Here is a 25,050-nt window from a genome sequence, read left to right as displayed (position 1 = left end):
CGAAAAAAGTGGGCCGGATTATGCCAGAAAAGCCCAAAAAGAGTAGGGCCCTCCGGTCAGAACGGCGGAAATCCGGCGTTTGTCAGGTGATTTACCTGTGCTTAAACGTTTTAGTGGCGGGTGCCTGAAGGGGTGTCTACGCCTGCGCCGGCGAATAATTGAGCAATATCGGCGGCGTCGAACAGGTAGCGCTGGTTGCAGAACTGGCAGTCGATCTCGATGTTGCCACCGTGTTCCACCACCAGGTCCTGCGCATCTTCCAGGCCCAGGCTGACGAGGGCAGTGGCCGAGCGCTCGCGGGAGCAGCTGCAATGGAAGCGCAGGGATTGCACGTCGAACAGGCGCACGGCCTCTTCGTGGTAAAGGCGGTGCAGGATGGTTTCGTTGTCCAGGCCCAACAGCTCTTCGGCTTTCAAGGTGCCGGCCAGGGCGGTGATGTGTGCCCAGCTGTCGGCGCGGTCTTCTTCATCCTTGATGCGGTCGGCCGGCAGTTGTTGCAGCAGCAGGCCACGGGCGCGATGGCCATCGGCGTTGAGCCAGAAGCGGGTGCCCACTTGCTGGGACATCACGAAATAGTTGGTGAAGCAGTCGGATAGGGTTTCGCCGTCGAGGTCGACGATGCCCTGGTAACGCTGGCCTACGGTCGGGTCGACGGTCAACGCCAGCACGCCGTCCGGCATCAGGTCGGCCAGGGTCGCGTCAGGGGCAATGCGGTCGGCGTCGTAACGGGCCAGGCCACGGATTTCGCGCTCGCTGGAGCACTCGATCATCAGCAGCGGGATCGGGCCTTCGGAGCGCGCTTGCAGGATCAGCAGGCCATCGAACTTCAGGGTGCCCACCAGCAGCGAGGCAGCCGCCATCAGCTCGCCGAGCAATTGCGCGACCGGCTCCGGATAGGGGTGCTTGGCAAGGACTTCGGCATAGCTGCGCTCCAGCGCGACCAGTTCGCCGCGGGCGTCGCTGTCGTCGAAGATGAAGCGTTGGGTGAAGTCGGTATCCGGTAGATCAGTCATAGGTCTGGGTATCTGAATTGATGACAAAAAGATGACAACGTTTATAGAATTACACGCTTTAGCACCATTTTGGTGCGGCCTTCTACGGGAAAACGAAGCGCTTTTAAAGCAAAGAGGAAACAGTTTATGAACAATCCGGGTTTGTTCCAAGCCAAGTGGAACCTCGGGCGATTGGCCCTGTGCAATTTACTCGCTCTGGGGCTGTTGTGTTTCTGGCTCTGGCCAGCGGGCCAAGCGCTGTGCGTGGTTTTCGACGAGTGGCTGTTTCATCTGCTCAACGACCCCTTGGCGAGCAGCCCGACGTGGCTGCATGTGTGGGCGGTGGCCAGTTTGCGGCCGTTTGACGCGGTGGTCGGGGTGATTCTGCTGACGCTGCTGATCCGCGGCGATTGGGTGTTCAAGGCGATCGAAGTACGCCAGGCGTTTTTCGGGTTCCTGGGTACTCTGCTGCTGTTGCTGTTTATCCGCATGCTGTTTTCCAAGCTGGCGGCGCAGATGGGCTGGCAACACCATAGCCCGTCGATGGTGATCAGCGGGGCGATCCAGATGAGTGACTATTTCCCCGGCCTTGAAAAAACCTGGGAACTGAAGGACCGCTCCAGCCAGAGTTTCCCGGGGGATCATGCGTCAGTGTTGTTGATCTGGGGGATGTTCATGACCGTGTTTGCCAAGCGAATCGGGCAGGTCCTTGTGATCTGGGGGCTGGCATTGCTGTTCATGATGCCGCGGCTGGTAGCCGGCGCGCATTGGGGGCAAGACGATTACATCGGGGGCGTGTTGCTGGCGCTGTTGGCGTTGGGTTGGGGTTACTACACGCCGTTTGCGGCGAGGGTTTCGGGGTTTCTGTTGCGGGTGACGAGCCCCGTGTTCGAGTGGTTTCAGCGGGTGCCGCTGGTTAATCGCTTGAGCGTCATTCGCAGCGCTTGACGGGATGTGGCAGGAGCCGGCCCGGCTCCTGCGGTTCGCCCGTTAATCATCATTGCCACTGCCGCGAAACTTGAACAGGTCACGTCGTTGTTTCTTGCTGGGCTTGCCATCGGTGGTCATGCCCAGGGAGCCCGCCTTGCGCATCGCCGCCGCGTTTTCGCGCTTGGCGATGCTGGCTTCGGTTTCGGTATACAACGCCTGCGCCTCGGGAGCGCCCCTGCGCACAATCGAGAGTGCCTGGACCACGACGGTTCGCTCATCAAAACCGACACGAATCTGGAATTCGTCGCCAATGCGCGGCTCCTTGCCCGGCTTGCAACGCTCGCCGCGCCAATGCACCTTGCCACTTTCGATAGCCGCCTTGGCCAGGGCCCGCGTCTTGAAGAAGCGCGCCGCCCACAGCCACTTGTCCAAACGGACTTTTTCTTCCTCTTCCTGCTTCTGAGCCACTTGAATTCCTCGCTCTGAAAAATGTCGCAACTTTACCGTTGAAAGCCTTCAACGCATAAACCCTTGAGCTCACCTAAGATACGCCAGGTAGCATCCTGTTTTCGCGAGGTTAACGTGTGACCGACTTTCCCCTTTCACTCACCTCGCCCAAACAAGGCTGTGCGGGTTGCCAGCAAAGTGAACCGCTGGGCTTTGAGTTTGCCTTTGCGTATCAGCCTATCGTGGACCTGCGCGACCAGTCGGTCTTTGCCCATGAAGCCCTGGTGCGCGGCGTCAATGGCGAGGGCGCGCTGTCGGTGCTGGATCAGGTCAACGACAGCAATCGCTACCGTTTCGACCAGCAATGCCGCACCAAGGCGATCGCCACCGCCGCGACACTCAACATGCAGACGCACCTTTCAATCAACTTCATGCCCAATGCGGTTTATCGACCAGAGCTGTGCATCCGAAGCACCCTGGAGGCGGCCCGCGCGCATAATTTTCCGTTGGATCGCCTGATTTTCGAGACACTGGAAAGCGAGCACGTAGATAACTATCGCCATTTGACGAATATTCTGCGTGAATACCGCGAATTCGGCTTCAAGACCGCCATCGACGATTTCGGGGCGGGCTATTCGGGGCTGAATCTGCTGGCCGATTTCCAACCTGACTTGATCAAACTCGACATGGCGCTGATCCGCGATGTCGACCGTGATCGTGTCCGTCAGGTGATCGTCCGGGGGATTGTCACAATCTGTGAGCAGTTGGGCGTTACTGTCATCGCCGAAGGCATCGAAAGTGCTGGCGAACGAGACTTTCTCGCCGACTGTGGAATATTTCTGATGCAGGGCTACTGGTTCGCCAAGCCTGCATTCAAAGCCCTGGCCAAGGTATCACCCGACGCCTGGGCGAATTAATTGTTGGTTATTCATATTGAAGACATTTGACCATTTGACCGTTGTGGGTCTGCGTGAGTGGGTGGCACTTCCCGACCTGGGAGTGGCGGGCCTGCGCGCGAAGATCGACACCGGCGCCAGTACCTCAAGCCTGCATGCCACCGAGATCGAGCCGTTTGAGCGCGACGGTGAAAAGTGGGTGCGCTTCACCGCGCACCTGGGCAGCGTGGTGCAACTGCGTCACCGGCGCTGTGAAGCGCCGCTGGTGGCGATGAAAACCATTAAAAGCTCCAACGGCCAGGCCCAGGTGCGGTATGTGATCAGCACCACCCTGGCCCTGGGCGATCGGGTGTGGCGTGTGGAATTCACCCTCGCCTGCCGCAAAGCCATGCGTTACCGCCTGTTGCTGGGTTCCAAGGCTCTGATTGACGGCCAGCTGGTGGTCAACCCCGGCCTCAAATACGTTCAAGACAAGCCGGTGTTCCCGGTCTCTACTACCTCTGCCACAGGTGTTGCATGAAGATCGCTGTGCTGTCGCGTAACCCGCGTCTGTATTCCACCCGTCGGCTGGTTGAGGCTGGCACCGAACGTGGCCATGAGATGGTGGTGATCGATACGTTGCGCGCCTATATGAACATTGCCAGTCATAAGCCGCAGATCCACTACCGGGGCAAACCGCTGGAAGGCTTCGATGCGGTGATCCCGCGTATCGGCGCTTCGGTGACGTTCTATGGCTGCGCAGTGTTGCGCCAGTTTGAAATGATGGGCGTTTTCCCCCTGAATGAGTCGGTGGCCATTGCCCGTTCGCGGGACAAGCTGCGCTCGTTGCAACTGCTGTCGCGCCGGGGTATTGGTTTGCCGGTGACCGGCTTCGCCCACTCTCCGGACGACATTCCCGACCTGATCGAAATGGTCAACGGCGCACCGCTGGTGATCAAGGTGCTGGAAGGCACCCAGGGCATCGGCGTGGTGCTGTGTGAAACCGCGACAGCGGCCGAGTCGGTGATCGAGGCGTTCATGGGCCTCAAGCAGAACATCATGGTGCAGGAGTACATCAAGGAAGCCGGCGGTGCGGATATCCGCTGCTTCGTGGTGGGCGACAAGGTGATCGCCGCGATGAAGCGCCAGGCCAAGCCGGGAGAGTTTCGTTCCAACCTGCACCGTGGCGGTAGCGCCAGCCTGATCAAGATCACTCCGGAAGAACGCATGACGGCCCTGCGGGCAGCCAAGGTCATGGGGTTGAGTGTGGCGGGTGTGGATATCCTGCGTTCCAACCACGGGCCGCTGGTGATGGAGGTGAACTCGTCACCGGGCCTGGAAGGGATTGAGACCACCACCGGCAAGGATGTGGCGGGGATCATCATTCAGCATCTGGAGAAGAATGGTGGGCCGAATATGACGCGCACCAAAGGCAAGGGTTAAGCCCCCTGTAGGAGCTGGCTTGCCTGCGATACAGGCACCTCGGTTTTTCTGGCGAACCGTGGTGATGCCATCGCGGGCAAGCCCGGCTCCCACACAAGCCCGCCCCCACATATGCTTTTCGTTGCTGGCTAGACCGCGTCTCTAGGCAACATCAGCCCCAGCGGCAAACGCACTCGTGCCTCCAGTCCGCCGTCCGGCCGGTTGCGCAACTCAACATTGCCGCCATGCATGGAAGCAATCCGCCGCACAATCGCCAGCCCCAGGCCGGTGCCCTTGCCACCCCGGGCACGGTCGCCACGGGTGAACGGGTTGAAGATGCCCTCCAGTTCCGCCGGATCGATACCGGCGCCACGGTCCATCACACTCAGCACCACGTAAGGCGCGCTGGTATCCCCGGAAACATACGCCGCCACTTCCACATCGGAGCCGGCGTGATGCAGGGCGTTACCAATCAGGTTGTTCAGCAACCGCTTCATCGATACCCGGCGCAACGCAAACGGCTGGATCGGCTCCAAACGCATGCGAACCTGCTCGCCGTTCTGGTTGTAGGGCGCCACCACCTCACGGACCAGGTCCGTCAGGTCGACCTCTTCCACCACCTCGTCCCGACCGTCACGGATAAACGCCAGGAACTGGTCGAGAATCGCGTCCATGTCTTCGATATCGCGAACCATGTCGTCGGTCAGGTCGGTGTGGTTGCCCATCAATTCCAGAGACAGCCGCAAGCGCGTCAGCGGCGTGCGCAGGTCATGGGACACCCCCGCCAGCATCAGCTCGCGCTCGCGCCCCGCCTGTTCGACATCCTCGGCCATCTGGTTGAAGGCGCTGTACACCTCGGTCATTTCACTCGGCGTGTCGCTGATAGGTAGCCGCACACTCCGGCCCTGACCCAGCTGACGTGCAGCAAATACGAGGCGTTTGAGTGGTTGGTTGAGCTGGCGCACGAAGATCCAGGCGGACGCCGTTGAAAGCAGACCAATCGCCAGGAACCAGCCCAGCACGTTCCAGATCTTCTGCCCCCGCAAGGGATGCGGATACAGCGGCACCTTCAGCCAGTCCTCGCCCAGGCTCGGCGCCCGCACCCACAGCGCTGGCGACACATGCATGCGCAGCCGCACCTCGGTGTCTTCACCCAGTTCGGCCTGCATCTGGCGCTGATAGATTTCGCTGTAGGGCCAATGTTGCTCACCCTCGGGCACGCCTGCGCCCGCAACCCGAACCAGGGTGGCGGCCTTGGCGATCTTCTCGCGGTTCTCGGGGTCTGCGGCCCAATAGGCGCGCAAGGTCAAGGCGACACCGTGGCTGTACTGCCGGTCCACCAGCACGTCTTCGTTCATCAACAGATAAACCAGTGTCAGGGCCTTGGAAAACAGTACGACGATGAGCACCAGCCAAAGGGTGCGTGAGAAGAAACTCTGCGGGAACCACAACGGGGTTTTCATAAAAAACAGCTAGACACCTGGCAGGAGCGAGCGAGGCTCGCAGAATTGCAAACGCCGGGCAACCGGCTGACTCTTATCGAATCATCACCGGCAGGCCCGCTTCTGCAAATCATTGGTCACTTGGTTGCAGTGCCATCCGGCACAAACACGTAACCCACGCCCCACACCGTCTGGATATAACGCGGCTTGGATGGATCAGGCTCGATCATCCGGCGCAGACGGGAAATCTGCACGTCGATGGAGCGCTCCAGGGCGTCCCACTCGCGGCCACGGGCCAGGTTCATCAGCTTGTCGCGGGTCAGCGGCTGGCGGGCGTTCATCACCAGTGCCTTGAGCACGGCGAATTCGCCGGTGGTCAGCATGTGCACTTCATCGCCACGCTTGAGCTCACGGGTGGCCAGCGACAGCTCGTAGTCACCGAAGGTCACGCTTTCGTCTTCGCTGCCGGGTGCGCCCGGTACCGGGGCGGCCTGGCGACGCAGTACGGCCTTGACCCGCGCCATCAGTTCATCCGGGTTGAACGGCTTGGCCAGGTAATCGTCGGCGCCCAGTTCCAGGCCCTTGATGCGGCTCAGCTCATCGCCCTTGGCGGTCAGCATGATGATCGGGATCTGATTGTTGGCGCCGCGCAGGCGTTTGCAGGCGGTCAGGCCGTCTTCGCCGGGCAGCATCAGGTCCAGCACCACCAGGTTGAAGACTTCACGTCCCAACAGGCGGTCCATCTGTTCGGTGTTTGGCACCGCGCGGGCACGATAGCCCTTGGAGTTGAAGAAGCGCTCCAGCAGGCTGCTCAGCCCCGGATCGTCATCAACGATGAGAATTTTTTCGCCTTCAGCAGTTTGTGCAGTGCTGCTCATTAGATGCTCCTCTTATCTCGGCGCGCATTATGGCGTAGCTGCCGTTATACGCACCGTGTGCATTGTTAGCAGATTTTTCCTCTACCGCCAGCGAACCCGCGCCTTACAACCTTGGCCGCAATCCCCCCAAGGGCGGATCGCCGGTTATAATGCGGCGCCTTTGTGCAGGGCAACGTCCGTTCGTTACCGTTTACTGCCAGGGGATTTTTTCACCCGCTTGTAGTGATTTTTTCGATTTCGAGGGTCAATAGGCTGCCTCTTGACCCAGGCAGCGGCGCCAGTCGGGCCGCTCAACCAGCCTCGCACGCCTTGTTTTCCGGGCCTGCGAGCCTGCTTTCAGAATTTCAGGTGGTTTTATGGACAGCATCAACAGCCGCATCGCCGAGGAACTCGGTGTACGCCCACAACAGGTCGAAGCGGCCGTCGCTCTACTGGATGAAGGCTCCACGGTGCCCTTCATCGCCCGTTACCGTAAAGAAGTCACCGGCAGCCTCGATGATATCCAGTTGCGGCATCTGGAAGAGCGCCTGCGCTACCTGCGAGAACTCGACGAACGGCGCATCAGCATCCTCGCCAGCATCGAAGAGCAAGGCAAGCTGACCCCGCAACTGGAACGCGACATCAAGCTCGCCGACACCAAGACCCGCCTCGAAGACTTGTACCTGCCGTACAAGCAGAAGCGCCGCACCAAGGGCCAGATCGCCCTGGAAGCCGGCCTCGGCGAGCTGGCCGACGGCCTGTTCAACGACCCGTCCCTGGCTCCGGAAAGCGAAGCCGCGCGCTTTGTCGATGCCGAAAAAGGCGTCGCCGATGTCAAGGCAGCCCTCGAAGGCGCCAAGTACATCCTCATGGAGCGCTTCGCCGAAGACGCCAACCTGCTGGAAAAACTGCGCAACTACCTGAAACAGGAAGCCACCCTCAGTGCCCGCGTGATCGCCGGCAAGGAAGAGGAAGGCGCCAAGTTCCGCGATTACTTCGAACACGACGAGCCGCTGAAAAGCATGCCGTCCCACCGCGCACTCGCGATTTTCCGCGGTCGCAACGAAGGCATCCTGAGCTCCGCGCTGAAAGTCGGCGACGAGCTGCCGGGCACCATGCACCCGTGCGAAGGCATGATCGGTCAACAATTCGGCATCCAGAATCAGAATCGTCCTGCGGACAAGTGGCTCAGTGAAGTCGTGCGCTGGACCTGGAAGGTCAAGCTCTACACGCACTTGGAAACCGACCTGCTGGGCGAACTGCGCGACGGCGCCGAAACCGAAGCCATCAGCGTATTCGCCCACAACCTGCATGACCTGCTGCTGGCCGCACCCGCCGGCCCGCGCGCAACCCTGGGCCTCGACCCGGGCCTGCGTACCGGTTGCAAGGTTGCCGTGGTCGACGCCACCGGCAAGCTGCTCGACCACGCCACGGTTTACCCCCACGTGCCGCACAACAAGTGGGACCAGACCATCGCGATCCTGGCCGCCCTGTGCGCCAAGCACTCGGTGGACCTGATCGCCATCGGCAACGGCACCGCCAGCCGTGAAACCGACAAGCTGGCCGCCGAGCTGATCAAAAAATACCCAGGCATGCAGATGACCAAAGTGATGGTCTCCGAGGCCGGCGCTTCGGTGTACTCCGCGTCCGAGCTGGCCTCCAAGGAATTCCCGGACCTCGACGTGTCGATCCGTGGCGCCGTGTCCATTGCTCGCCGCCTGCAGGATCCATTGGCCGAACTGGTGAAGATCGATCCGAAATCCATCGGCGTCGGCCAGTACCAGCACGACGTGTCGCAGCTGAAACTGGCTCGCGGCCTGGACGCAGTGGTTGAAGACTGCGTGAACGCCGTCGGCGTGGACGTGAACACCGCCTCCGTTGCGCTGCTGGCGCGTATCTCCGGGCTCAACGCCACCCTGGCGCAGAACATCGTGACGCACCGCGACGAAAACGGCGCGTTCAAGACCCGCGCAGCGCTGAAAAAAGTCGCACGTCTTGGCGAAAAAACCTTCGAACAGGCCGCCGGTTTCCTGCGCGTCATGAATGGCGACAACCCGCTGGACTCCTCGGCCGTCCACCCGGAAGCCTACCCGCTGGTACAACGCATTGCCGCTGAAACCGACCGCGACATCCGCTCGCTGATCGGCGACGCCGCGTTCCTCAAGCGCCTGGACCCGAAAAAGTACACCGACGAAACCTTCGGCGTGCCAACCATCACCGACATCCTGCAAGAGCTGGAGAAACCTGGCCGCGACCCGCGTCCCGAGTTCAAGACCGCCGAGTTCCAGGAAGGCGTCGAAGACCTCAAGGACCTGCAACTGGGGATGATCCTCGAGGGCGTGGTCACCAACGTGACCAACTTCGGCGCGTTTGTGGATATCGGCGTGCATCAGGACGGTTTGGTCCACATCTCTGCACTTTCGGAGAAGTTCATCAAGGACCCTCGCGAAGCGGTAAAAGCCGGGGACGTGGTCAAGGTGAAAGTCATGGAAGTCGACATCCCGCGCAAACGCGTCGGCCTGTCGATGCGCATGAGCGACACCCCCGGCGAGAAAATCGACGGTGCCCGCGGCGCACGCCCAGGCTCGGCGCCACGCCAGTCCCAAGGCAGCGCACCCCGCAAGGAAACCACTGCGCCAGCCCCGGCCAATAACGCCATGGCTTCGCTGTTCGCCAACGCCAAACAACTGAAGAAACGTTAATGGAACTGCCAGCCGGCTTGACCCACAGTGCTTTCAGCGAACTCATTGGCTGCCGCCTGCAACGCCTGGAAACCGGCGTTGCCGAGGTGGCCATGACCCTGGAACCGCAACTGCGCAACCGCGCTGGCAAGCTCCATGGCGGGGCGATCTTCAGCCTGGTGGACATTGCCATGGGGCTGGCGTGTTCCAGCTCCCATGGTTTCGACCAGCAGAGCGCGACCATCGAATGCAAAATCAACTACATCCGCGCCGTTTCCGACGGTGATGTGCTGTGCACCGCCCGGGTCATCCACCCGGGCCGGCGCACGCTGGTGGTCGAGGCTGACGTGTACCAGGACGAAAAACTGGTCGCAAAAGCACAAGGCACCTTCGCTGTCCTATAGCTCCCTGTCATCGATTTGAGTTAATTTCGGCGCTGCGAAAGTTGCGCCGAACTTTTCTTCGTGCGCGATAGCCAGATTCAAGGATGAAGCGGCACTTTCCGAGTGGGTCAATCCGGCTCGAAAACCAGGCGATAACGCCAGTTTCCACTTCACCCTTGTAGACCGTCCTGCCCACCCCCATATTGGGGCGACTGACGCGTGAAGGAATCCAACTTGAGCGAACTTCTCAACCGCCGCCTGGCATTGCTCGGCAAGCACGAACACCTCTCTTTGCTCGAGCAGTGCCTGCACGGCATCGAGCGCGAATGCCTGCGCGTCACCGGTGAGGGTCGGCTGGCACAAACGCCGCATCCCGAGGCCCTGGGCGCTGCACTGACCCACGAACAGATCACCACCGACTATTCCGAGTCGCTGCTGGAATTCATCACGCCGGCCCTGCCCAACCCGGCCGACACCCTGAGCAGCCTCGACAAGATCCACCGCTTTGCCTACAGCAAGCTCGGCAACGAGTACCTGTGGAGTCCATCGATGCCGTGCCCGTTGCCGGCCGAGGAAGATATTCCGATTGCCTACTACGGCACCTCCAATATCGGACAGCTCAAGTACGTGTATCGCAAGGGCCTGGCCCTGCGTTACGGCAAGACCATGCAGTGCATCGCCGGGATCCACTACAACTTTTCCCTGCCGGAAGACCTCTGGCCGCTGCTCAAGGAAGCCGAAGGCTTTGTGGGCACCGACCGGGACTACCAGTCCACGGCCTATATCGCGCTGATCCGTAACTTCCGCCGCTACAGCTGGCTGCTGATGTACCTGTTCGGCGCCTCGCCGGCCCTGGACGCCGGCTTCCTGCGCGGTCGCTCGCACCAGCTCGAAGTGCTGGATGCCGACACCCTGTACCTGCCGTACGCCACCAGCCTGCGCATGAGCGACCTGGGTTACCAGAGCAACGCCCAGGCCGGCCTGACGCCGTGCTACAACGACCTGGCGAGCTACACCGACAGCCTGCGCGAAGCGGTGGCAACGCCCTACGCTCCGTACGTCGAAGTCGGCACCCATAAGGACGGTGAGTGGGTACAGCTCAACACCAACATCCTGCAGATCGAAAACGAGTACTACTCCAACATCCGCCCCAAGCGCGTGACCTACACCGGCGAACGGCCGATCCAGGCGCTGATGGCCCGTGGTATTCAGTACATCGAAGTGCGCTGCCTGGACATCAACCCGTTCCTGCCAATGGGCATCGACTTGCAGGAGTCGCGCTTCCTCGACGCGTTCCTGCTGTATTGCGCGCTCAACGACAGCCCGCTGTTCGCCGACAACGAGTGCGGCAACGCCACTTCCAACTTCCTCAGTGTGGTCAAGGAAGGTCGCCGTCCGGGCCTGCAATTGCGGCGCCGTGGCGAATCCGTGGACATGAAGGAATGGGCCGCCGAGTTGCTGGAGCAGATCGCTCCGTTGGCAGCCTTGCTGGACCAGAGCCAGGGCATCAATGAACACAGCCAGGCGCTGGACGCCCAGCTGGCGAAGGTCAAGGATTCGTCCCTGACCCCGTCGGCCCAGGTGTTGGCGGCCATGAGCGAGCGTAAAGAGAGCTTTGCGCAGTTCTCGCTGCATCAGAGCCAGGTGCATGCGGAGCACTTCCGCAGCGAGCCGTTGAAGGCTGAGGAACAGGCACGCTTTGAGGAACTGGCGCGTAATTCGCTGGCGCAGCAGGCGGAGCTGGAGCAGAACGAAGTGGGCGACTTTGACGTGTTTGTCGGCTCGTACCAGGCGAGCATCCTCGCCATCAGCAACTGACACGCCCCTGTAGGAACCGGCTTGCCGGCGATGGCGACCTCAAGAACGCCATCGCCGGCAAGCTGGCTCCTACACTGTTTATGCATCGACGCAGCGACCGCGTTTCCCCTCATAAGCTAATTCGAAAATGTTATTTATTTTCGGATTCTTAGATCATTTAGTCTTCTCATACGCCGACCTCCGGCCGCCTGATGAGGACTCCTCCCTTGAAACTGCATTTTCCCCTTCGCCTCCTGGCGGCCTTGTCCCTGGCCGGTGCCAGCCTGTTTGCCCAGGCCGCCGACGTGACCATCGCTTACCAGACCACCGTTGACCCGGCGAAAGTCGCCCAGGCCGACGGCGCCTATGAAAAAGCCACCAACGCCAAGATCGACTGGCGCAAATTCGACAACGGTGCCGACATCATCGCCGCCATCGCTTCCGGCGACGTGCAGATCGGCTACCTCGGTTCCAGCCCGCTGACCGCTGCGGTTACCCGCAAGGTCCCGGTGGAAACCTTCCTGATCGCGACCCAGATCGGCGGTGCCGAAGCCCTGGTGGCGCGCAACGGCTCCGGGATCAACAGCCCGCAGGACCTGATCGGCAAGAAAGTCGCCGTGCCGTTTGTTTCCACCGGCCACTACAGCCTGCTGGCCGCGTTGAAGCACTGGAACATCGACCCTTCGAAAGTGACCATCCTCAACCTCGCCCCGCCGGCCATCATCGCCGCCTGGAAGCGTGGTGATATCGACGCCACCTACGTGTGGGACCCGGCCCTGGGCGTCGCCAAGGAAAACGGCAAGGTGTTGATCACCTCCGGCGAACTGGCCAAGTTCGGCGCGCCGACCTTCGATGCCTGGATCGTGCGTAAGGATTTCGCCGAGAAGCACCCGGAAATCGTCACGGCTTTTGCCAAGGTCACCCTGGATGCTTACGCCGCTTACCGCAAAGACCCACAAGCCTGGCTGGCTGACAAAGGCAACGTCGACAAACTGGTGAAGCTCTCCGGGGCCAAGGCCAGCGACATTCCGCTGCTGCTGCAAGGCAACGTCTACCCGCTGGCGGCTGACCAGGTCACCCTGCTCGGCGCACCGACCACCAAGGCCGTCACCGACACCGCCGCGTTCCTCAAGGAACAAGGCAAGGTCGACGCCGTACTGCCGGACTACGCCCCGTACGTCAGCCCGAAGTTCATCACCAACTGATACCAGGAGTTAACCGCGATGGCCTTGCTACAACTGGAGCGCATCAGCGCACAGTACCCAGGCAGCCCGGAGCCAGTACTGGCAGATATTTCCCTGAGCCTTGGGCCCCAGCAATTGCTGGTGGCCCTCGGCCCTTCCGGCAGTGGCAAGACTTCGCTGTTGAACCTGATTGCCGGTTTTGTCGAACCCAGTGCCGGGCGCATCACCCTTGACGGTGTGCCGGTAAAAGGCCCCAGCGCCGAGCGTGGCGTGGTGTTCCAGGACGACGCCCTGCTGCCCTGGCAGGACGTGCTGGCCAACGTCGGCTTCGGCCTGGAGCTGGCGGGCGTGCCCAAGGCCCAGCGCGAAATCCGCGCCCGGGAAATGCTTGCCCTGGTGGACCTCGCCGGTTTCGACAGCCGTCGTATCTGGCAACTCTCCGGTGGCCAGAAGCAACGTGTCGGCCTGGCCCGCGCATTGGCCGCCGACCCACGCGTATTGCTGATGGACGAACCCTTCGGCGCCCTCGATGCCTTCACCCGCGAGCAGATGCAGGAGCTGTTGCTGCAAGTCTGGCGGCGTACGGCCAAACCCGTATTCCTGATTACCCACGACATCGAAGAAGCGGTGTTCCTCGCCACGGACCTGATCCTGCTGGCGCCCAACCCCGGGCAGATCGTCGAGCGCCTGAGCCTGGATTTCGGCCAGCGCTATGCCGCCGGTGAGTCGGCACGGGCGATCAAATCCGACCCGCGCTTTATCGAAACCCGCGAACACGTGCTGGGCAAGGTGTTCTCCCAACGGCAGGTGTCCGCATGAGCAGTTACGAATTACCGGCCACGGCCGCCAAACCGGTGACCAAACCCGTGGTCCCTGTACGCCGCAGCCTGAGCACCCGCTGGATCAGCGTGCTGACCCTGGTGACGCTGGTTGCCATCTGGTGGGCCGTGACCGCCAGCGGGCTGATCGAACCGCTGTTCCTGCCACCGCCTTCTGCCGTGCTGCAAAAAGGCTGGCTGCTGGCAACTACCGGCTACATGGACTCCACCCTGTGGCAGCACTTGGGCGCGAGCCTCAAGCGCATCGGCCTGGGCCTCGGTTTTGCCGTGCTGACCGCCGTGCCGGTGGGCATTGCCATCGGCTCCAATCGCGTCGCCCGAGGCATTCTGGACCCGCTGATCGAGTTCTACCGGCCGATTCCACCCTTGGCTTACCTGCCGCTGATCGTGATCTGGTGCGGCATCGGCGAGCTGTCCAAGGTGCTGCTGATCTACCTGGCGATTTTTGCGCCGATCGCCATCGCTACCGCCACCGGCGTGCGCACGGTCGACCCGGCCAAATTGCGCGCCGCGCAGTCGTTGGGCGCCACCCGGGCCCAGTTGATTCGCCATGTGATCCTGCCGAGCGCACTGCCCGACATCCTCACCGGCGTGCGGATTGGCCTCGGTGTGGGTTGGTCGACGTTGGTCGCCGCCGAGCTGATCGCCGCCACCAGCGGCCTGGGCTTCATGGTGCAATCCGCCGCGCAGTTCCTGGTCACCGATGTGGTGGTGCTGGGGATTCTGGTGATCGCACTGATCGCCTTCGCCATGGAAATGGGCTTGCGTGCCCTGCAGCGCAAACTGGTGCCTTGGCATGGCCAGGCACACTAAGCACATCTTCGACGAGAACCCCATGAGCAGCCTGACCGTAACGCCTCTCAGCACCGCCCTTGGCGCCCAGATCAGTGGCGTCGACATCACCCAACCGCTGACCCTCGAACACCGCGACGCCATCGAACAGGCGCTGCTCAAGCATTCGGTGCTGTTCTTCCGCAACCAGCCAATCGACCCGCAGCAACAGGCGCGGTTCGCGGCACATTTCGGCGACCTGCACATTCACCCGATCTACCCCAACGTGCCGGAACAGCCTGAAGTGCTGATCCTCGACACCGCCGTGACCGACGTGCGCGACAACGCCATCTGGCACACCGACGTGACCTTCCTGCCCACCCCGGCCCTCGGCGCAGTACTCAGCGCCAAGCTGCTGCCGGAGTTCGGCGGCGACACATTGTGGGCCAGTGGGATTGCCGCGTATGAGGCGTTGTCCGAGCCGTTCAAAAAACTGCTGGACGGCTTGACCGCGACCCACGATTTCACGCGCTCCTTCCCGCTGGAACGCTACGGCAACACGCCGCAAGACCTGGCGCGCTGGGAAGAAGCCCGGCGCAAGAACCCGCCACTGTCCCATCCGGTGATTCGTACGCACCCGGTGAGCGGGCGCAAATCGCTGTTCGTCAGTGAGGGGTTCACCAGCAAGATCAACGAACTGGAGCCGGCGGAAAGCGAAGCGGTGCTGAAGCTGTTGTTTGCCCATGCCACCCGGCCGGAGTTCACCATTCGCTGGCGCTGGCAGGAAAATGACGTGGCGTTTTGGGATAACCGCGTGACCCAGCACTACGCCGTGGATGACTACCGGCCGCAACGGCGGGTGATGCATCGGGCGACGATTCTTGGAGATGTGCCGTTTTAACAGGCACACCACGCATCAAATGTGGGAGCGGGCTTGCTCGCGAATGCGGTGGATCAGTAATAAATTCGGTGACTGACACCCCGCATTCGCGAGCAAGCCCGCTCCCACATTGGGTTGGTGTTGATGCAGAAATCGAGCTCTGCCGCTTATTCCGCCGTAGACGGCTTCTCCCACAAGTTAATCCCGCCTTCCTGGGCGAACCGGTCAATCTCCGCCAGCTCTTGCGCACTGAAGCTCAGGTTCTGCAACGCGCCGACGTTTTCGATGATCTGCTCCGGCCGGCTCGCACCGATCAGGGCGCTGGTGACCCGCGGATCACGCAATGTCCACGCCAACGCCATCTGCGCCAGGCTCTGGCCACGGCGCTTGGCGATTTCATTCAACGCACGCGCATGGGCAATGTTGGCCTCGGACAAGTGCTTGGCCTGCAATGAACCACCACCCGGACGATTCACCCGCGCATCCGCCGGTACGCCGTTGAGGTATTTGTCGGTCAGCAAACCCTGGGCCAACGGGGTGAACGCAATCACGCCGGCGCCGAGTTCTTCGGTGACGTCCAGCAGGTCTTTTTCCACCCAGCGGTTGAGCAGGTTGTAGGCCGGCTGGTGGATCAGCAGCGGAACTTTCCACTCCTGAAGCAGCGCTGCGATCTCGCGGGTTTTTACCCCGGAATAGGACGAAATCCCGATGTACAACGCCTTGCCCTGTTGCACGGCGGTGGCCAGTGCACTGGCGGTTTCTTCCAGTGGGGTGTCGGCATCAAAACGGTGGGAATAGAAAATGTCCACGTAGTCGACGCCCAGGCGTTGCAGGCTCTGGTCGAGGCTCGCCAGTACGTATTTGCGCGAACCGCCGCCCTGGCCGTAAGGGCCCGGCCACATGTCCCAGCCGGCCTTGCTGGAGATGATCAGTTCATCACGGTAGTGCTTGAAGTCTTCGCGCAGCAAACGGCCAAAGTTGATCTCGGCGCTGCCGTACGGAGGGCCGTAGTTGTTGGCCAGGTCGAAGTGGTTGATACCCAGGTCGAACGCGGTGCGCAGCAAGGCGCGCTGGGTGTCGATGGGGGTGCTGTCGCCAAAGTTGTGCCACAGCCCCAGGGACAGTGCCGGCAGCACCAGTCCACTGCGACCTACGCGGCGGTAAGGAATAGATTCATAGCGGTTTTCGGCAGCAATGTAAGTCATCGAATCCTCTCTGGTCTTATGAGCAAATAAGGCCTGGGAATAAGGATATTCCCAGGCCTTTTAAGCAGCTGAATCGCTTAAGTGTGCTTGCTCTTTGTACAGCAATTTCCTACCAGAGTGGAACGACGTAGCTCACATAGAAGCGGTTTTCATCTTGCACGGTGGCACCGGTGATATCCGGGCTGGCGTGGGCATTTCGCCAGGTTACGCCGAGGCCCTTGAGGGTGCCGGTGGGCACTTGGTATGCCACGGTGACGTTACGTTCCCATTCGCTGGTGGTGCCTTGGGTGGTGCGGATGTCATCACCGTGTGCGTAGGACGTGGCGAAGGTCAGGCCATTGAGGCCGAGCTTGCCGAAGTCATATTTGTACTGGGCCAACCAAGTGCGCTCGCCGGCGTGCTGGAACTTGTTCAGTTGCATGTTGGTGAGTGCCGGGGTGTCGGCACCCGAACCCGGGCCCTGGTTGCTGGCACCGCTGTTCAGGCCGGAATCCAGGTACGGGAAGTCGCTGTCGCCGCTGTTTTTCTGGATGCCCAGGCCGACGGTATGGCCGTCCAGGCTGTAGCTTTCCAGCAGGCTGACGGTGGACTGGTTGATGCGGCCCTTGGAGGTGCCGTCACCGTAGAGGCCGGCGGCGGAATAGTCTTTGTCGCCGGCGGCGTTTTCCCCCACACCCAGGCTGCGGTACAGGCGCACGTCGGTGTCGATCGCGCCGACAGGCAAGGCGTCATGGCGCTTGGCACCGAGGAAGAACTGCTGGTAGTAATCCTCAAGGTTCGAGTACCACAGGCTGACGGTGGTGTCCGGCAAGCCTTTGTAGTCCGCACCGCCGTAGAGGAAGCGATCACTCTCTTTGGTGCCGCCGGCGGTGATCATGCCCTGGTCGCCGGTTTCGTTGCGGATCTTGGTCTTGAGGATGTCACCGGCGGTAAAGGTGAAGTCGGTCAAGTCTTTGGAAACCAACTGCACGCCGGTGTTGGTCTGCTGGTACAGGCGGCCGTCGGTGTTGGCCAGGACCGGGTTGTTGCCGTAGAGCGTACCGACGCGCAATTCATCCTGGGCGAAACGCATCTTGAAGGTCGGGCTGAGCACGCCGAACTGGTCGGCCGATTTGCCGTCATCCAGCGGGAACATACTGCCGGGGTAGCGGCCCTGGTGATCCTTGTCGTTGAGGTCGCCACCGGAGTCCAGTTTCAAACCGTAGAACGCCTGCAGGTCCAGACCAAAACCTACGGTGCCTTCGGTGTAGCCCGACTTGAAGTTGAATTCAAAACCCTGACCCCAGTCACGAATGCTGTGGGCCTTGTTATTGCTGTTCACCACATCGCGCCCCTGCTGATTGAGGTAGCGGTTGAGCAGGGTCACGTCGGCGTGGCTGTCATCGATAAAATCGGCGTGGGCGGACAGCATAAAGCTCGCCATGGCGGCACCCACCATGGGGCTTAATAACGTCTTCATTGGTACCGGTCTCCGTCACTGTTCTGAAATGAAAGCGTCAAACGCTTCACACAATTAGGCGATGGCCATGTGACAGTTCGGAGTCAAAACACCCTTTACCCGGATGAAATTAAATTTAAGAAACCCAGTAAGTACGCGGGTTAGCGGGCAGTGGCGAAGATTTCGGCGAGCCAATCGACGAACACTCGCACCCTCGGCGACATGTGTCGGTTCTGCGGGTAAAGCACCGACACCGGCATCAAGGGCGGCGGTGTATCGGCGAGGATTTCCTGCATCACGCCCTGGGAAATCAGCTCGGCCATGCGGTAGTGCGGGCACTGGATAATGCCCAGTCCGGCCACCGCGCTGGCGGAATAAATCTCTGCGCCGAACACCGACAGCGCCCCCTCGATCGTGACTTCCTGCACGTGGCCGTCGACCATGAATTCGAACGGGAACAGCTTGGCGGTGGTGCGCGAAACGTAGTTCACCGCCCGGTGCTCACCCAGGTCGGCGAGGCTTTTCGGCTCGCCGTATTTGCGCAGGTACGCCGGGCTCGCGCAGGTCACCTGGCGCAGCGTCGCAACACGCCTGCCGATCAACGCCGAATCCCCCAGGGTGCCTGCCCGCAGCACGCAATCCACGCCTTCGGCGATCAAGTCGACGAAGCGGTCTGCCTCGCTGATGGACAGTTCGATTTCCGGGTAGCGCGCCATGAATTGCGGGAGTGCCGGGATCACGAAGTACTTGGCCAGGGTGCCGTGCAAATCCACGCGCAGGCGGCCCTTGGGCGCTACCGAACGGAACGCCAGTTCCGCCTCCTCCAGCTCGGCCAGCAGCTGCACACAACGCAGGTAATAGGCCTCGCCATCGAGCGTTGGGCGCACGCGGCGGGTGCTGCGCTCCAGCAACCGCGTGCCCAGCCAGGCTTCGAACTGGTTGAGGGTGTGGGTCAGGGTCGCGCGCGGCAGGTTCAGGTCATCCGCGGCGAGCGTGAAGCTGCTGCGCTCGTAGATTCGTACGAACACCTTCATCGCTTTGACCTGGTCCACGTTGAGTCTCCATTGTTGGCGATTTTTGAACAGTCAAGGCAACTCTGGCGCATTTATCGGCTTGGGTAAACATGTGAATCTGCTTCCACACCCAGCCACTCTCCCAAGGAAACCTGATCATGACCACTCAAGTTGCTATCATTACCGGCGCCTCCCGTGGCATCGGCGCCGTGATTGCCAAACAACTGGCCGCCGACGGTTATGCCGTCGCGATCAACTACGCCAGCAGCGCCACTGAAGCGTCGAAACTGGTGGTGGAGTTGCGCCAGGCCGGGCACCAAGCCATAGCGATCCAGGGCGACGTGGCCAGCGCCGCCGACGTCAAGCGCCTGTTCGACGAGACCGAAGCCCAACTGGGCAAGGTCGATGTGCTGATCAACAACGCCGGGATTCTCAAGGTACTGCCGCTGGCCCAGCACAGCGATGAGCTCTACAACCAGAACTTCGATATCCACACCCGTGGCACCTTCAACGCCCTGCGTGAAGCGGCGACCCGCCTGAACGACGGCGGGCGCATCGTCAACTTTTCCAGCAGCACCGTCGGCCTCAATTTCCCCGGCTACGCGGTGTACATCGCCAGCAAGGCAGCCGTGGAATCCCTGACCCAAGTGTTCGCCAAGGAAATGCGCGGCCGTCGCATCACCGTCAACGCCGTGGCCCCCGGCCCGGTGGCTACCGAGCTGTTCCTGCATGGCAAAAGCGAAGAGCAGATCCAGGGCCTGGCCAAGATGGCGCCACTGGAACGCCTTGGCCAACCCGAAGATATCGCCCGCGTGGTGTCGTTCCTGGTGAGCCCGGCCGGTGCCTGGGTAAACGGGCAAATCCTGCGGGCCAATGGCGGCCTGGTCTGAAACCACACAACCACTCACTCTACGACGCACTAATATTGTGGCGAGGGAGCTTGCTCCCGCTGGAGTGCGTAGCCCTCCCAAGATTTTGGGGCCGCTTCGCAGCCCAACGGGAGCAAGCTGCCTCGCCACAGATTTGGTGTTCACTGTGAATCAGCGGGTATCAGGAGACTTCAGCCATGCACACCGCACTCGTCATCACCTCCGGCCTGATCCTGCTCGTGTTGATGCTGTTTATCGGCCAAAAGCTTGGCGTCAGCCGGCACATTCTGGCCTACAGCTTTGTCGGGGTCTGGCTGGTGGTGGCGGTGGTAAACGGCGCGGTAGGCGTGGTCACTGCCGGCCAGCCCCTGGTCTCGGAGCTGGTGATCGGCAGTGTGGTGTTTGGTGCGCCGTTGGTGGCACTGGCCCTGTTTATCAGGGCCTGAGCCTCAGCGAACCAGGTGCAGGAACTGCATGTGCCGTTCGTACTGGTCGAGGATGTCGTTGATGATCTGCTCCTTGGTGTAGCCCACCAGGTCGTAGTCCTGGCTGCCCTCACTCAAGTGCACTTCCGCGCGGTAGTAGCGGCGGTTGTTGAGTTGCTTGGAACCCATGCCGCCCCGTGCGAATGACGGCGTGAAATAGCCGCGCATTTGCACCTGGTACACGAACGGATGCTGTTCACCATGACCGATTTCCAGGCTGACGCTGTCGTTGGCCGGGTCGGGCTGGGTGACCACATTCAGGCCCTTCTCGACAAACACCGCCGTCACTTCTTCGATCGCCGGACGCACCGTGGTCTCAAGGAAGCGATACACCTCATCCCGTGACGGGAAATGCACCGCCTGGCTCAAGCGCTGGCGCCAACCGCCTGTGCCTTTACGCGAGCCCGACACCGGTGCAAGGGAATGCATCTGCGCGATCTGCTTCTGCGACTCAAGGTAGAACGCCTTGTGCAGCCCCCACATCATCAGCAGCAAAATCATCGAGAACGGCAGCGAGGTCAGCACCACGGCCGATTTGAGCGAGTCGATACTGCCGGCGAACAACAGCGCACTGGTGACCAACGCCGTCATCGCGCCCCAGAACACCCGCAGCCACTTCGGCCCGTCTTCATCGGCGTTGCCGCCTTTGGCCGACAAGGTCGAGAGCACCACAGTGCCGGAGTCGGCCGAGGTGACGAAGAACACGAAGCTGATAAACACCGTGACCGCGATGACCGTCTTGCTCCACGGGTAGGTTTCCAGCAGCAGGTACAGGCTCATCGATGGATCATCAATGGCCGACTGCCCCAGCGCCGTGAGGCCGTGGTTGAGCACCTGGTCGATGGCACTGTTGCCGAAGATCGACATCCACGCCAGGGTGAAACCCAACGGGATCAACAGCACGCCGAAGACGAATTCGCGGATGGTACGACCGCGGGAAATACGCGCGATAAACAGGCCCACGAACGGCGACCATGCGATCCACCAGGCCCAATAGAACACGGTCCAGCCGCCCAGCCAGTCGCTGGGTTTGTCATAGGCGTAAAGGTCGAAACTCTTGGTCGGCAACGCGCCCAGGTAGTCGCCAATGTTTTGGATCAGCGTGTTCAGCAAGTGCTGAGTGGGCCCGGCGAACAACACGAACAGCAGCAGCGCACAGGCCAGCAGCATGTTGATGTCGGACATCACCCGCACGCCCTTGTCGACGCCGGAAACGGCCACCAGGATCGCTGCGCCCATCATCAAGGTGATAAGGCCGACCTGGATCCACTGGGTGTGGGCCACGCCGAACAGGTAGTCGAGCCCGGAGTTGAGGTGCAACACACCGAAGCCCATGTCGGCGCCGAGGCCGAACACCGTGGCGATGATGCCGAAGCCGTCCACCGCGTAGCCGATGGGGCCGTTGATGCGCTTGCCGATCAGCGGGTACAGCGCCGAGCGCAACGCCAGCGGCAGGTTGTGCCGGTAGGCGAAATACGCCAGGGCCATGCCGACGAAGGCGAACACGCCCCAGCCATGCAGGCCCCAATGCAGAAACAGGATCTGCATGGCCTGGCGCGCAGCGTCACCGTTCAAGGCTTCGCCCTGGGGCGGTTGCACCAGGTGCGTCAATGGCTCGGAAACGCAGAAGAAAAACAGCGTGATGCTGATGCCGGCGGCGAACAGCATGCCGGCCCAGGACAGGTAACTGAATTCGGGCTCGTCGTGGTCGGCACCGAGTTTGATCTTGCCGTAGCCCGATAACGCGGTGACCACCACGAAGACCAGATACAGGGTCATCGCCAGCATGTAATACCAGCCGACCGTATTGGCCGCCCAGTTTTGTGCCGCCAGCAGCCAGGCGCCGGCTTGTTCGGGAATCGCGATGACGGTCAGGCCGAACAGCAGGATGAAGCTCGCGGCGAAGTAAAACACCGGCGGGTTCATGCGGACCAGACCGCTGGAAGGTGTGGACGATGCACTCATGTAGGGCGCACCTCAAGGGTGTGGGATGTGGCTGTGAAAAACAGACTCAGCAAAGGTAAGCCTCCTGTTGTGAGCGGGCAGCGAACCACCGATTTAACTTGAACGAACAGTCAAGTTAAACATGGATAGGGGTTTGAGGACTAATCGCAGGGCCGAGTGGTAGGTGTTTCCTACACTAGCTCAAGGATAGGTATGACGTGCGGGGATGACAAAACGTTCAGCGATTGCTGAGCGAAATACTGGCCGAGACTGGAATGCGATCCATTGTGGGAGCTGGCTTGCCTGCGATTGCGGTGGGTCAGCCATACATCTGTTGCTGATACACCGCTATCGCAGGCAAGCCAGCTCCCACATTTGATCTGTGTGATCGTTAGAGAGAGCAGTGTTTTACTTCTGCGTCCCGTCATCATGCTGCAGGTTCGCCTGGGTCAGGTTCGCCCCCGCCGGCACGCTGCGCGTCAGCCACACGTTGCCGCCAATGGTCGAACCCTTGCCAATCGTGATCCGCCCCAGGATCGTCGCCCCGGCGTAGATCACCACATCATCCTCAACAATCGGGTGCCGCGGATGACCCTTCTGCAACTGCCCGTCTTCATCCGCCGGGAAGCGCTTGGCGCCCAGGGTCACGGCCTGGTAGATCCGCACCCGCTCGCCGATGATCGCGGTCTCGCCAATCACCACACCCGTCCCGTGGTCAATAAAGAAGCTCGGGCCGATCTGCGCGCCGGGGTGGATATCAATCCCGGTCGCCGAATGCGCGATTTCCGCACTGATGCGCGCCAGCAACGGCAAGCCCGCACGGTACAGGTGGTGAGCCAGCCGATGGTGAATCACCGCCAGGATGCCCGGGTAGCACAACAGCACTTCATCCACGCTGCGGGCCGCCGGGTCGCCGTGATAGGCGGCGAGTACGTCGGTATCCAGCAGGCTGCGCAAGGCGGGCAACGCCAGGGCGAAATCCTGGATCAGGTGGATCGCATGGGCGTCCACCTCGCTGTCATCCTGGCCACCTTGTCGCGCGGCGTAACGCAACTCCAGCCGCGCCTGGGCGAGCAACGCATTCAGCGCCACATCCAGGGTGTGGCCGACGTAGAAGTCTTCACTCTCTTCACGCAAATCCACCGGCCCCAGGCGCATGGGGAACAGTGCACCGCACAACGCCTCGAGAATCTGCGCCACGGCTTCCCGTGAAGGCAGCTCGCGCCCGCCCTGCTCGCCGCTGACCCGGCCGTTGCGGGTGCGCCACTGGTCCCGGGCGCTGCGCAGCTGGCTGACGATGGTCTGTAATTGCCAATGACTGGAACGCTCACTCACGGTCTTCACTCCTGACGAAATGCCCATCACTTTACGGCAAGGCACCTGAGCGCCCTTAAGAACCAATAGTGCAATGCTAATAACCCATCGACATAAGCGATTGACGGTTGCCCACGCAAAAGTGCCTGCCTATAGTCGGTGCATCTCTGACCACCCGTGCGTAGCCATGATCAAACAACAGCTCGACCGCTTTAACCGTCTGGAACTGCTGGGCGGCGCCACCGCCCTGGAAAAACTCGAGCGGCTGTCGGCCTGGCTGGGGCGTGATATCTACGTCAAACGCGACGACACCACGCCGTTGGCCCTGGGCGGCAACAAGCTGCGCAAACTCGAATACCTTGCCGCCGATGCGATTGCCCAAGGCGCCGATACCCTGGTGACCGCCGGCGCGATCCAGTCCAACCACGTCCGCCAAACCGCCGCGCTGGCGGCCAAGCTCGGCCTGGGCTGCGTTGCCCTGCTGGAAAACCCGACAGGCACCGAAGACCCCAACTACCTGGCCAACGGCAACCGCCTGTTGCTGGAACTGTTCGACGCCAAGGTCGAGTTGGTGGAGAACCTGGACAACGTCGACGACCAACTCAACGCCCTCGCCGACCGCCTGCGCAGCAACGGCAAGAAGCCGTACCTGGTGCCCATTGGCGGCTCCAACGCCCTCGGCGCCCTGGGTTATGTACGCGCCGGGCTGGAACTGGCCGGGCAGATCGAAGACAGCGGTATCAAGTTCTCCACCGTGGTGCTGGCTTCCGGCAGCGCCGGCACCCACAGCGGCCTGGCATTGGCGCTGAGCGAAGTACTGCCGGACCTGCAAGTGATTGGCGTCACCGTGTCCCGTACCGACGAAGCCCAGCGCCCCAAGGTGCAAGGCCTGGCCGAGCGCACGGCCGAATTGCTCGGCGCGCCGGTACCGGACGCGTTCAAGGTAATCCTGTGGGATGAGTACTTCGCCCCCCGTTATGGCGAGCCGAGTGCCGGCACGCTGGCGGCGATCAAGCTGGTGGCCAGTCAGGAAGGCCTGCTGCTGGACCCGGTCTACACTGGCAAGGCCATGGCCGGCTTGCTGGATGGCATTGGTCGCCAGCGCTTTGAAGAGGGGCCGATCATCTTCCTGCATACCGGCGGTGCACCGGCGTTGTTTGCGTATGATTCAAGCTTTTGATATTCCATAAAAGAATATCAATCTGATTTTATATTATTTTCAAGTCTTAAAAACCGGCTTTATAGTCGCGCCGTAGGCGAAGACGCGCATCTCGCTTTAAGG

The 25,050-nt window shown here is 61.4% G+C and carries 23 protein-coding genes; 14 read left to right on the top strand and 9 right to left on the bottom strand.

Annotated elements, in window-relative coordinates:
• Positions 1-110 precede the first annotated feature (110 nt).
• Positions 111-1,013, bottom strand: a complete 903-nt coding sequence (gene hslO / locus MUM_RS0108335) for an Hsp33 family molecular chaperone HslO (protein ID WP_010168945.1) — start codon at positions 1,011-1,013, stop codon at positions 111-113.
• A gap of 126 nt (positions 1,014-1,139) precedes the next feature.
• Between hslO and MUM_RS0108330 the strand changes: the two genes are divergently transcribed.
• Positions 1,140-1,940 carry a phosphatase PAP2 family protein gene (locus tag MUM_RS0108330; RefSeq protein ID WP_010168944.1) on the top strand — a complete coding sequence of 267 codons (801 nt, stop codon included), beginning with the start codon at positions 1,140-1,142 and terminating at the stop codon, positions 1,938-1,940.
• 42 nt (positions 1,941-1,982) lie between these two features.
• On the opposite strand, the gene MUM_RS0108325 is transcribed toward MUM_RS0108330, so the two are convergent.
• Entirely contained in the window at positions 1,983-2,390 is a 408-nt protein-coding gene (locus MUM_RS0108325; protein WP_010168942.1) for an RNA-binding S4 domain-containing protein, read from the bottom strand.
• A gap of 116 nt (positions 2,391-2,506) precedes the next feature.
• Between MUM_RS0108325 and rimA the strand changes: the two genes are divergently transcribed.
• From rimA to rimK, 3 genes are read left to right on the top strand one after another with little or no spacing between them, the layout of a single operon-like run.
• On the top strand, positions 2,507-3,286 hold the full coding sequence (rimA, locus tag MUM_RS0108320) for a S6 modification regulatory phosphodiesterase RimA (protein WP_010168940.1): 780 nt from the start codon (positions 2,507-2,509) through the stop codon (positions 3,284-3,286).
• 16 nt (positions 3,287-3,302) lie between these two features.
• A complete protein-coding gene (gene rimB / locus MUM_RS0108315; protein ID WP_010168938.1) occupies positions 3,303-3,785 on the top strand; it encodes a retropepsin-like aspartic endopeptidase RimB in 483 nt (160 codons plus the stop codon).
• Positions 3,782-4,687, top strand: a complete 906-nt coding sequence (gene rimK, locus MUM_RS0108310) for a 30S ribosomal protein S6--L-glutamate ligase (RefSeq protein WP_003187674.1) — start codon at positions 3,782-3,784, stop codon at positions 4,685-4,687. The genes rimB and rimK overlap by 4 nt, the downstream gene beginning before the upstream one ends.
• Positions 4,688-4,815: 128 nt before the next feature.
• On the opposite strand, the gene MUM_RS0108305 is transcribed toward rimK, so the two are convergent.
• Positions 4,816-6,129: an ATP-binding protein gene (locus MUM_RS0108305; protein ID WP_003213176.1), complete on the bottom strand. Its 1,314-nt coding sequence runs from the start codon at positions 6,127-6,129 to the stop codon at positions 4,816-4,818.
• A gap of 116 nt (positions 6,130-6,245) precedes the next feature.
• A complete protein-coding gene (gene ompR, locus MUM_RS0108300; protein ID WP_003213175.1) occupies positions 6,246-6,986 on the bottom strand; it encodes an osmolarity response regulator transcription factor OmpR in 741 nt (246 codons plus the stop codon).
• A 356-nt stretch (positions 6,987-7,342) separates the two neighbouring features.
• On the opposite strand from ompR, the gene MUM_RS0108295 reads away from it, so the two are divergent.
• The 7 genes from MUM_RS0108295 (at position 7,343) to tauD (ending at position 15,521) form a co-directional block, all read left to right on the top strand.
• Positions 7,343-9,667 (top strand): Tex family protein, encoded by a 2,325-nt coding sequence (locus MUM_RS0108295; RefSeq protein WP_010168933.1) that lies wholly within the window; start codon positions 7,343-7,345, stop codon positions 9,665-9,667.
• The gene (locus MUM_RS0108290) at positions 9,667-10,050 is read left to right on the top strand and encodes a PaaI family thioesterase (protein WP_008435797.1); all 384 of its coding nucleotides are present in this window, start codon (positions 9,667-9,669) and stop codon (positions 10,048-10,050) included. Before MUM_RS0108295 ends, MUM_RS0108290 begins: the two co-directional genes overlap by 1 nt.
• Positions 10,051-10,263: 213 nt before the next feature.
• Positions 10,264-11,847, top strand: coding sequence for a glutamate--cysteine ligase (gene gshA, locus MUM_RS0108285; RefSeq protein ID WP_010168929.1), 1,584 nt, complete (start codon positions 10,264-10,266; stop codon positions 11,845-11,847).
• A 206-nt stretch (positions 11,848-12,053) separates the two neighbouring features.
• Positions 12,054-13,031: a taurine ABC transporter substrate-binding protein gene (gene tauA, locus MUM_RS0108280; RefSeq protein WP_003213167.1), complete on the top strand. Its 978-nt coding sequence runs from the start codon at positions 12,054-12,056 to the stop codon at positions 13,029-13,031.
• Positions 13,032-13,049: 18 nt separating this feature from the next.
• On the top strand, positions 13,050-13,829 hold the full coding sequence (gene tauB / locus MUM_RS0108275; protein ID WP_029615807.1) for a taurine ABC transporter ATP-binding subunit: 780 nt from the start codon (positions 13,050-13,052) through the stop codon (positions 13,827-13,829).
• Positions 13,826-14,662: a taurine ABC transporter permease TauC gene (tauC, locus tag MUM_RS0108270; protein ID WP_010168923.1), complete on the top strand. Its 837-nt coding sequence runs from the start codon at positions 13,826-13,828 to the stop codon at positions 14,660-14,662. Before tauB ends, tauC begins: the two co-directional genes overlap by 4 nt.
• 22 nt (positions 14,663-14,684) lie before the next feature.
• Positions 14,685-15,521 (top strand): taurine dioxygenase, encoded by an 837-nt coding sequence (gene tauD / locus MUM_RS0108265; RefSeq protein WP_029615806.1) that lies wholly within the window; start codon positions 14,685-14,687, stop codon positions 15,519-15,521.
• Positions 15,522-15,667: 146 nt separating this feature from the next.
• Here the strand turns inward: tauD and mgrA are convergent, their stop codons facing one another.
• The 3 genes from mgrA to MUM_RS0108250 form a co-directional block, all read right to left on the bottom strand.
• A complete protein-coding gene (gene mgrA / locus MUM_RS0108260; RefSeq protein ID WP_003211877.1) occupies positions 15,668-16,705 on the bottom strand; it encodes an L-glyceraldehyde 3-phosphate reductase in 1,038 nt (345 codons plus the stop codon).
• Positions 16,706-16,814: 109 nt separating this feature from the next.
• Complete coding sequence (locus MUM_RS0108255; RefSeq protein ID WP_010168921.1) at positions 16,815-18,143, bottom strand: OprD family outer membrane porin; 1,329 nt, start codon at positions 18,141-18,143, stop codon at positions 16,815-16,817.
• A gap of 161 nt (positions 18,144-18,304) precedes the next feature.
• The gene (locus tag MUM_RS0108250) at positions 18,305-19,195 is read right to left on the bottom strand and encodes a LysR family transcriptional regulator (RefSeq protein ID WP_010168920.1); all 891 of its coding nucleotides are present in this window, start codon (positions 19,193-19,195) and stop codon (positions 18,305-18,307) included.
• Between the two features lie 119 nt (positions 19,196-19,314).
• Between MUM_RS0108250 and MUM_RS0108245 the strand changes: the two genes are divergently transcribed.
• Together MUM_RS0108245 and MUM_RS0108240 are read left to right on the top strand one after the other, a co-directional pair.
• Positions 19,315-20,046, top strand: coding sequence for an SDR family oxidoreductase (locus tag MUM_RS0108245; protein WP_010168919.1), 732 nt, complete (start codon positions 19,315-19,317; stop codon positions 20,044-20,046).
• Between the two features lie 176 nt (positions 20,047-20,222).
• A complete protein-coding gene (locus MUM_RS0108240; protein WP_010168918.1) occupies positions 20,223-20,471 on the top strand; it encodes a hypothetical protein in 249 nt (82 codons plus the stop codon).
• Between the two features lie 3 nt (positions 20,472-20,474).
• Here MUM_RS0108240 and betT read toward each other — a convergent pair whose 3' ends face one another.
• Both betT and epsC read right to left on the bottom strand, forming a co-directional pair.
• Positions 20,475-22,436 (bottom strand): choline transporter BetT, encoded by a 1,962-nt coding sequence (gene betT, locus MUM_RS0108235; RefSeq protein ID WP_003211865.1) that lies wholly within the window; start codon positions 22,434-22,436, stop codon positions 20,475-20,477.
• A 426-nt stretch (positions 22,437-22,862) separates the two neighbouring features.
• Positions 22,863-23,789, bottom strand: a complete 927-nt coding sequence (gene epsC, locus MUM_RS0108230) for a serine O-acetyltransferase EpsC (RefSeq protein WP_010168915.1) — start codon at positions 23,787-23,789, stop codon at positions 22,863-22,865.
• A 166-nt stretch (positions 23,790-23,955) separates the two neighbouring features.
• Between epsC and MUM_RS0108225 the strand changes: the two genes are divergently transcribed.
• On the top strand, positions 23,956-24,948 hold the full coding sequence (locus MUM_RS0108225; RefSeq protein ID WP_010168913.1) for a D-cysteine desulfhydrase: 993 nt from the start codon (positions 23,956-23,958) through the stop codon (positions 24,946-24,948).
• Positions 24,949-25,050 lie beyond the last annotated feature (102 nt).

This window comes from Pseudomonas sp. PAMC 25886 (assembly GCF_000242655.1).
Classification (GTDB): Bacteria; Pseudomonadota; Gammaproteobacteria; order Pseudomonadales; family Pseudomonadaceae; genus Aquipseudomonas.
The sequence above is the reverse complement of the archived record's forward strand: the minus strand, read 5'-3'. Positions and strand labels throughout refer to the sequence as shown.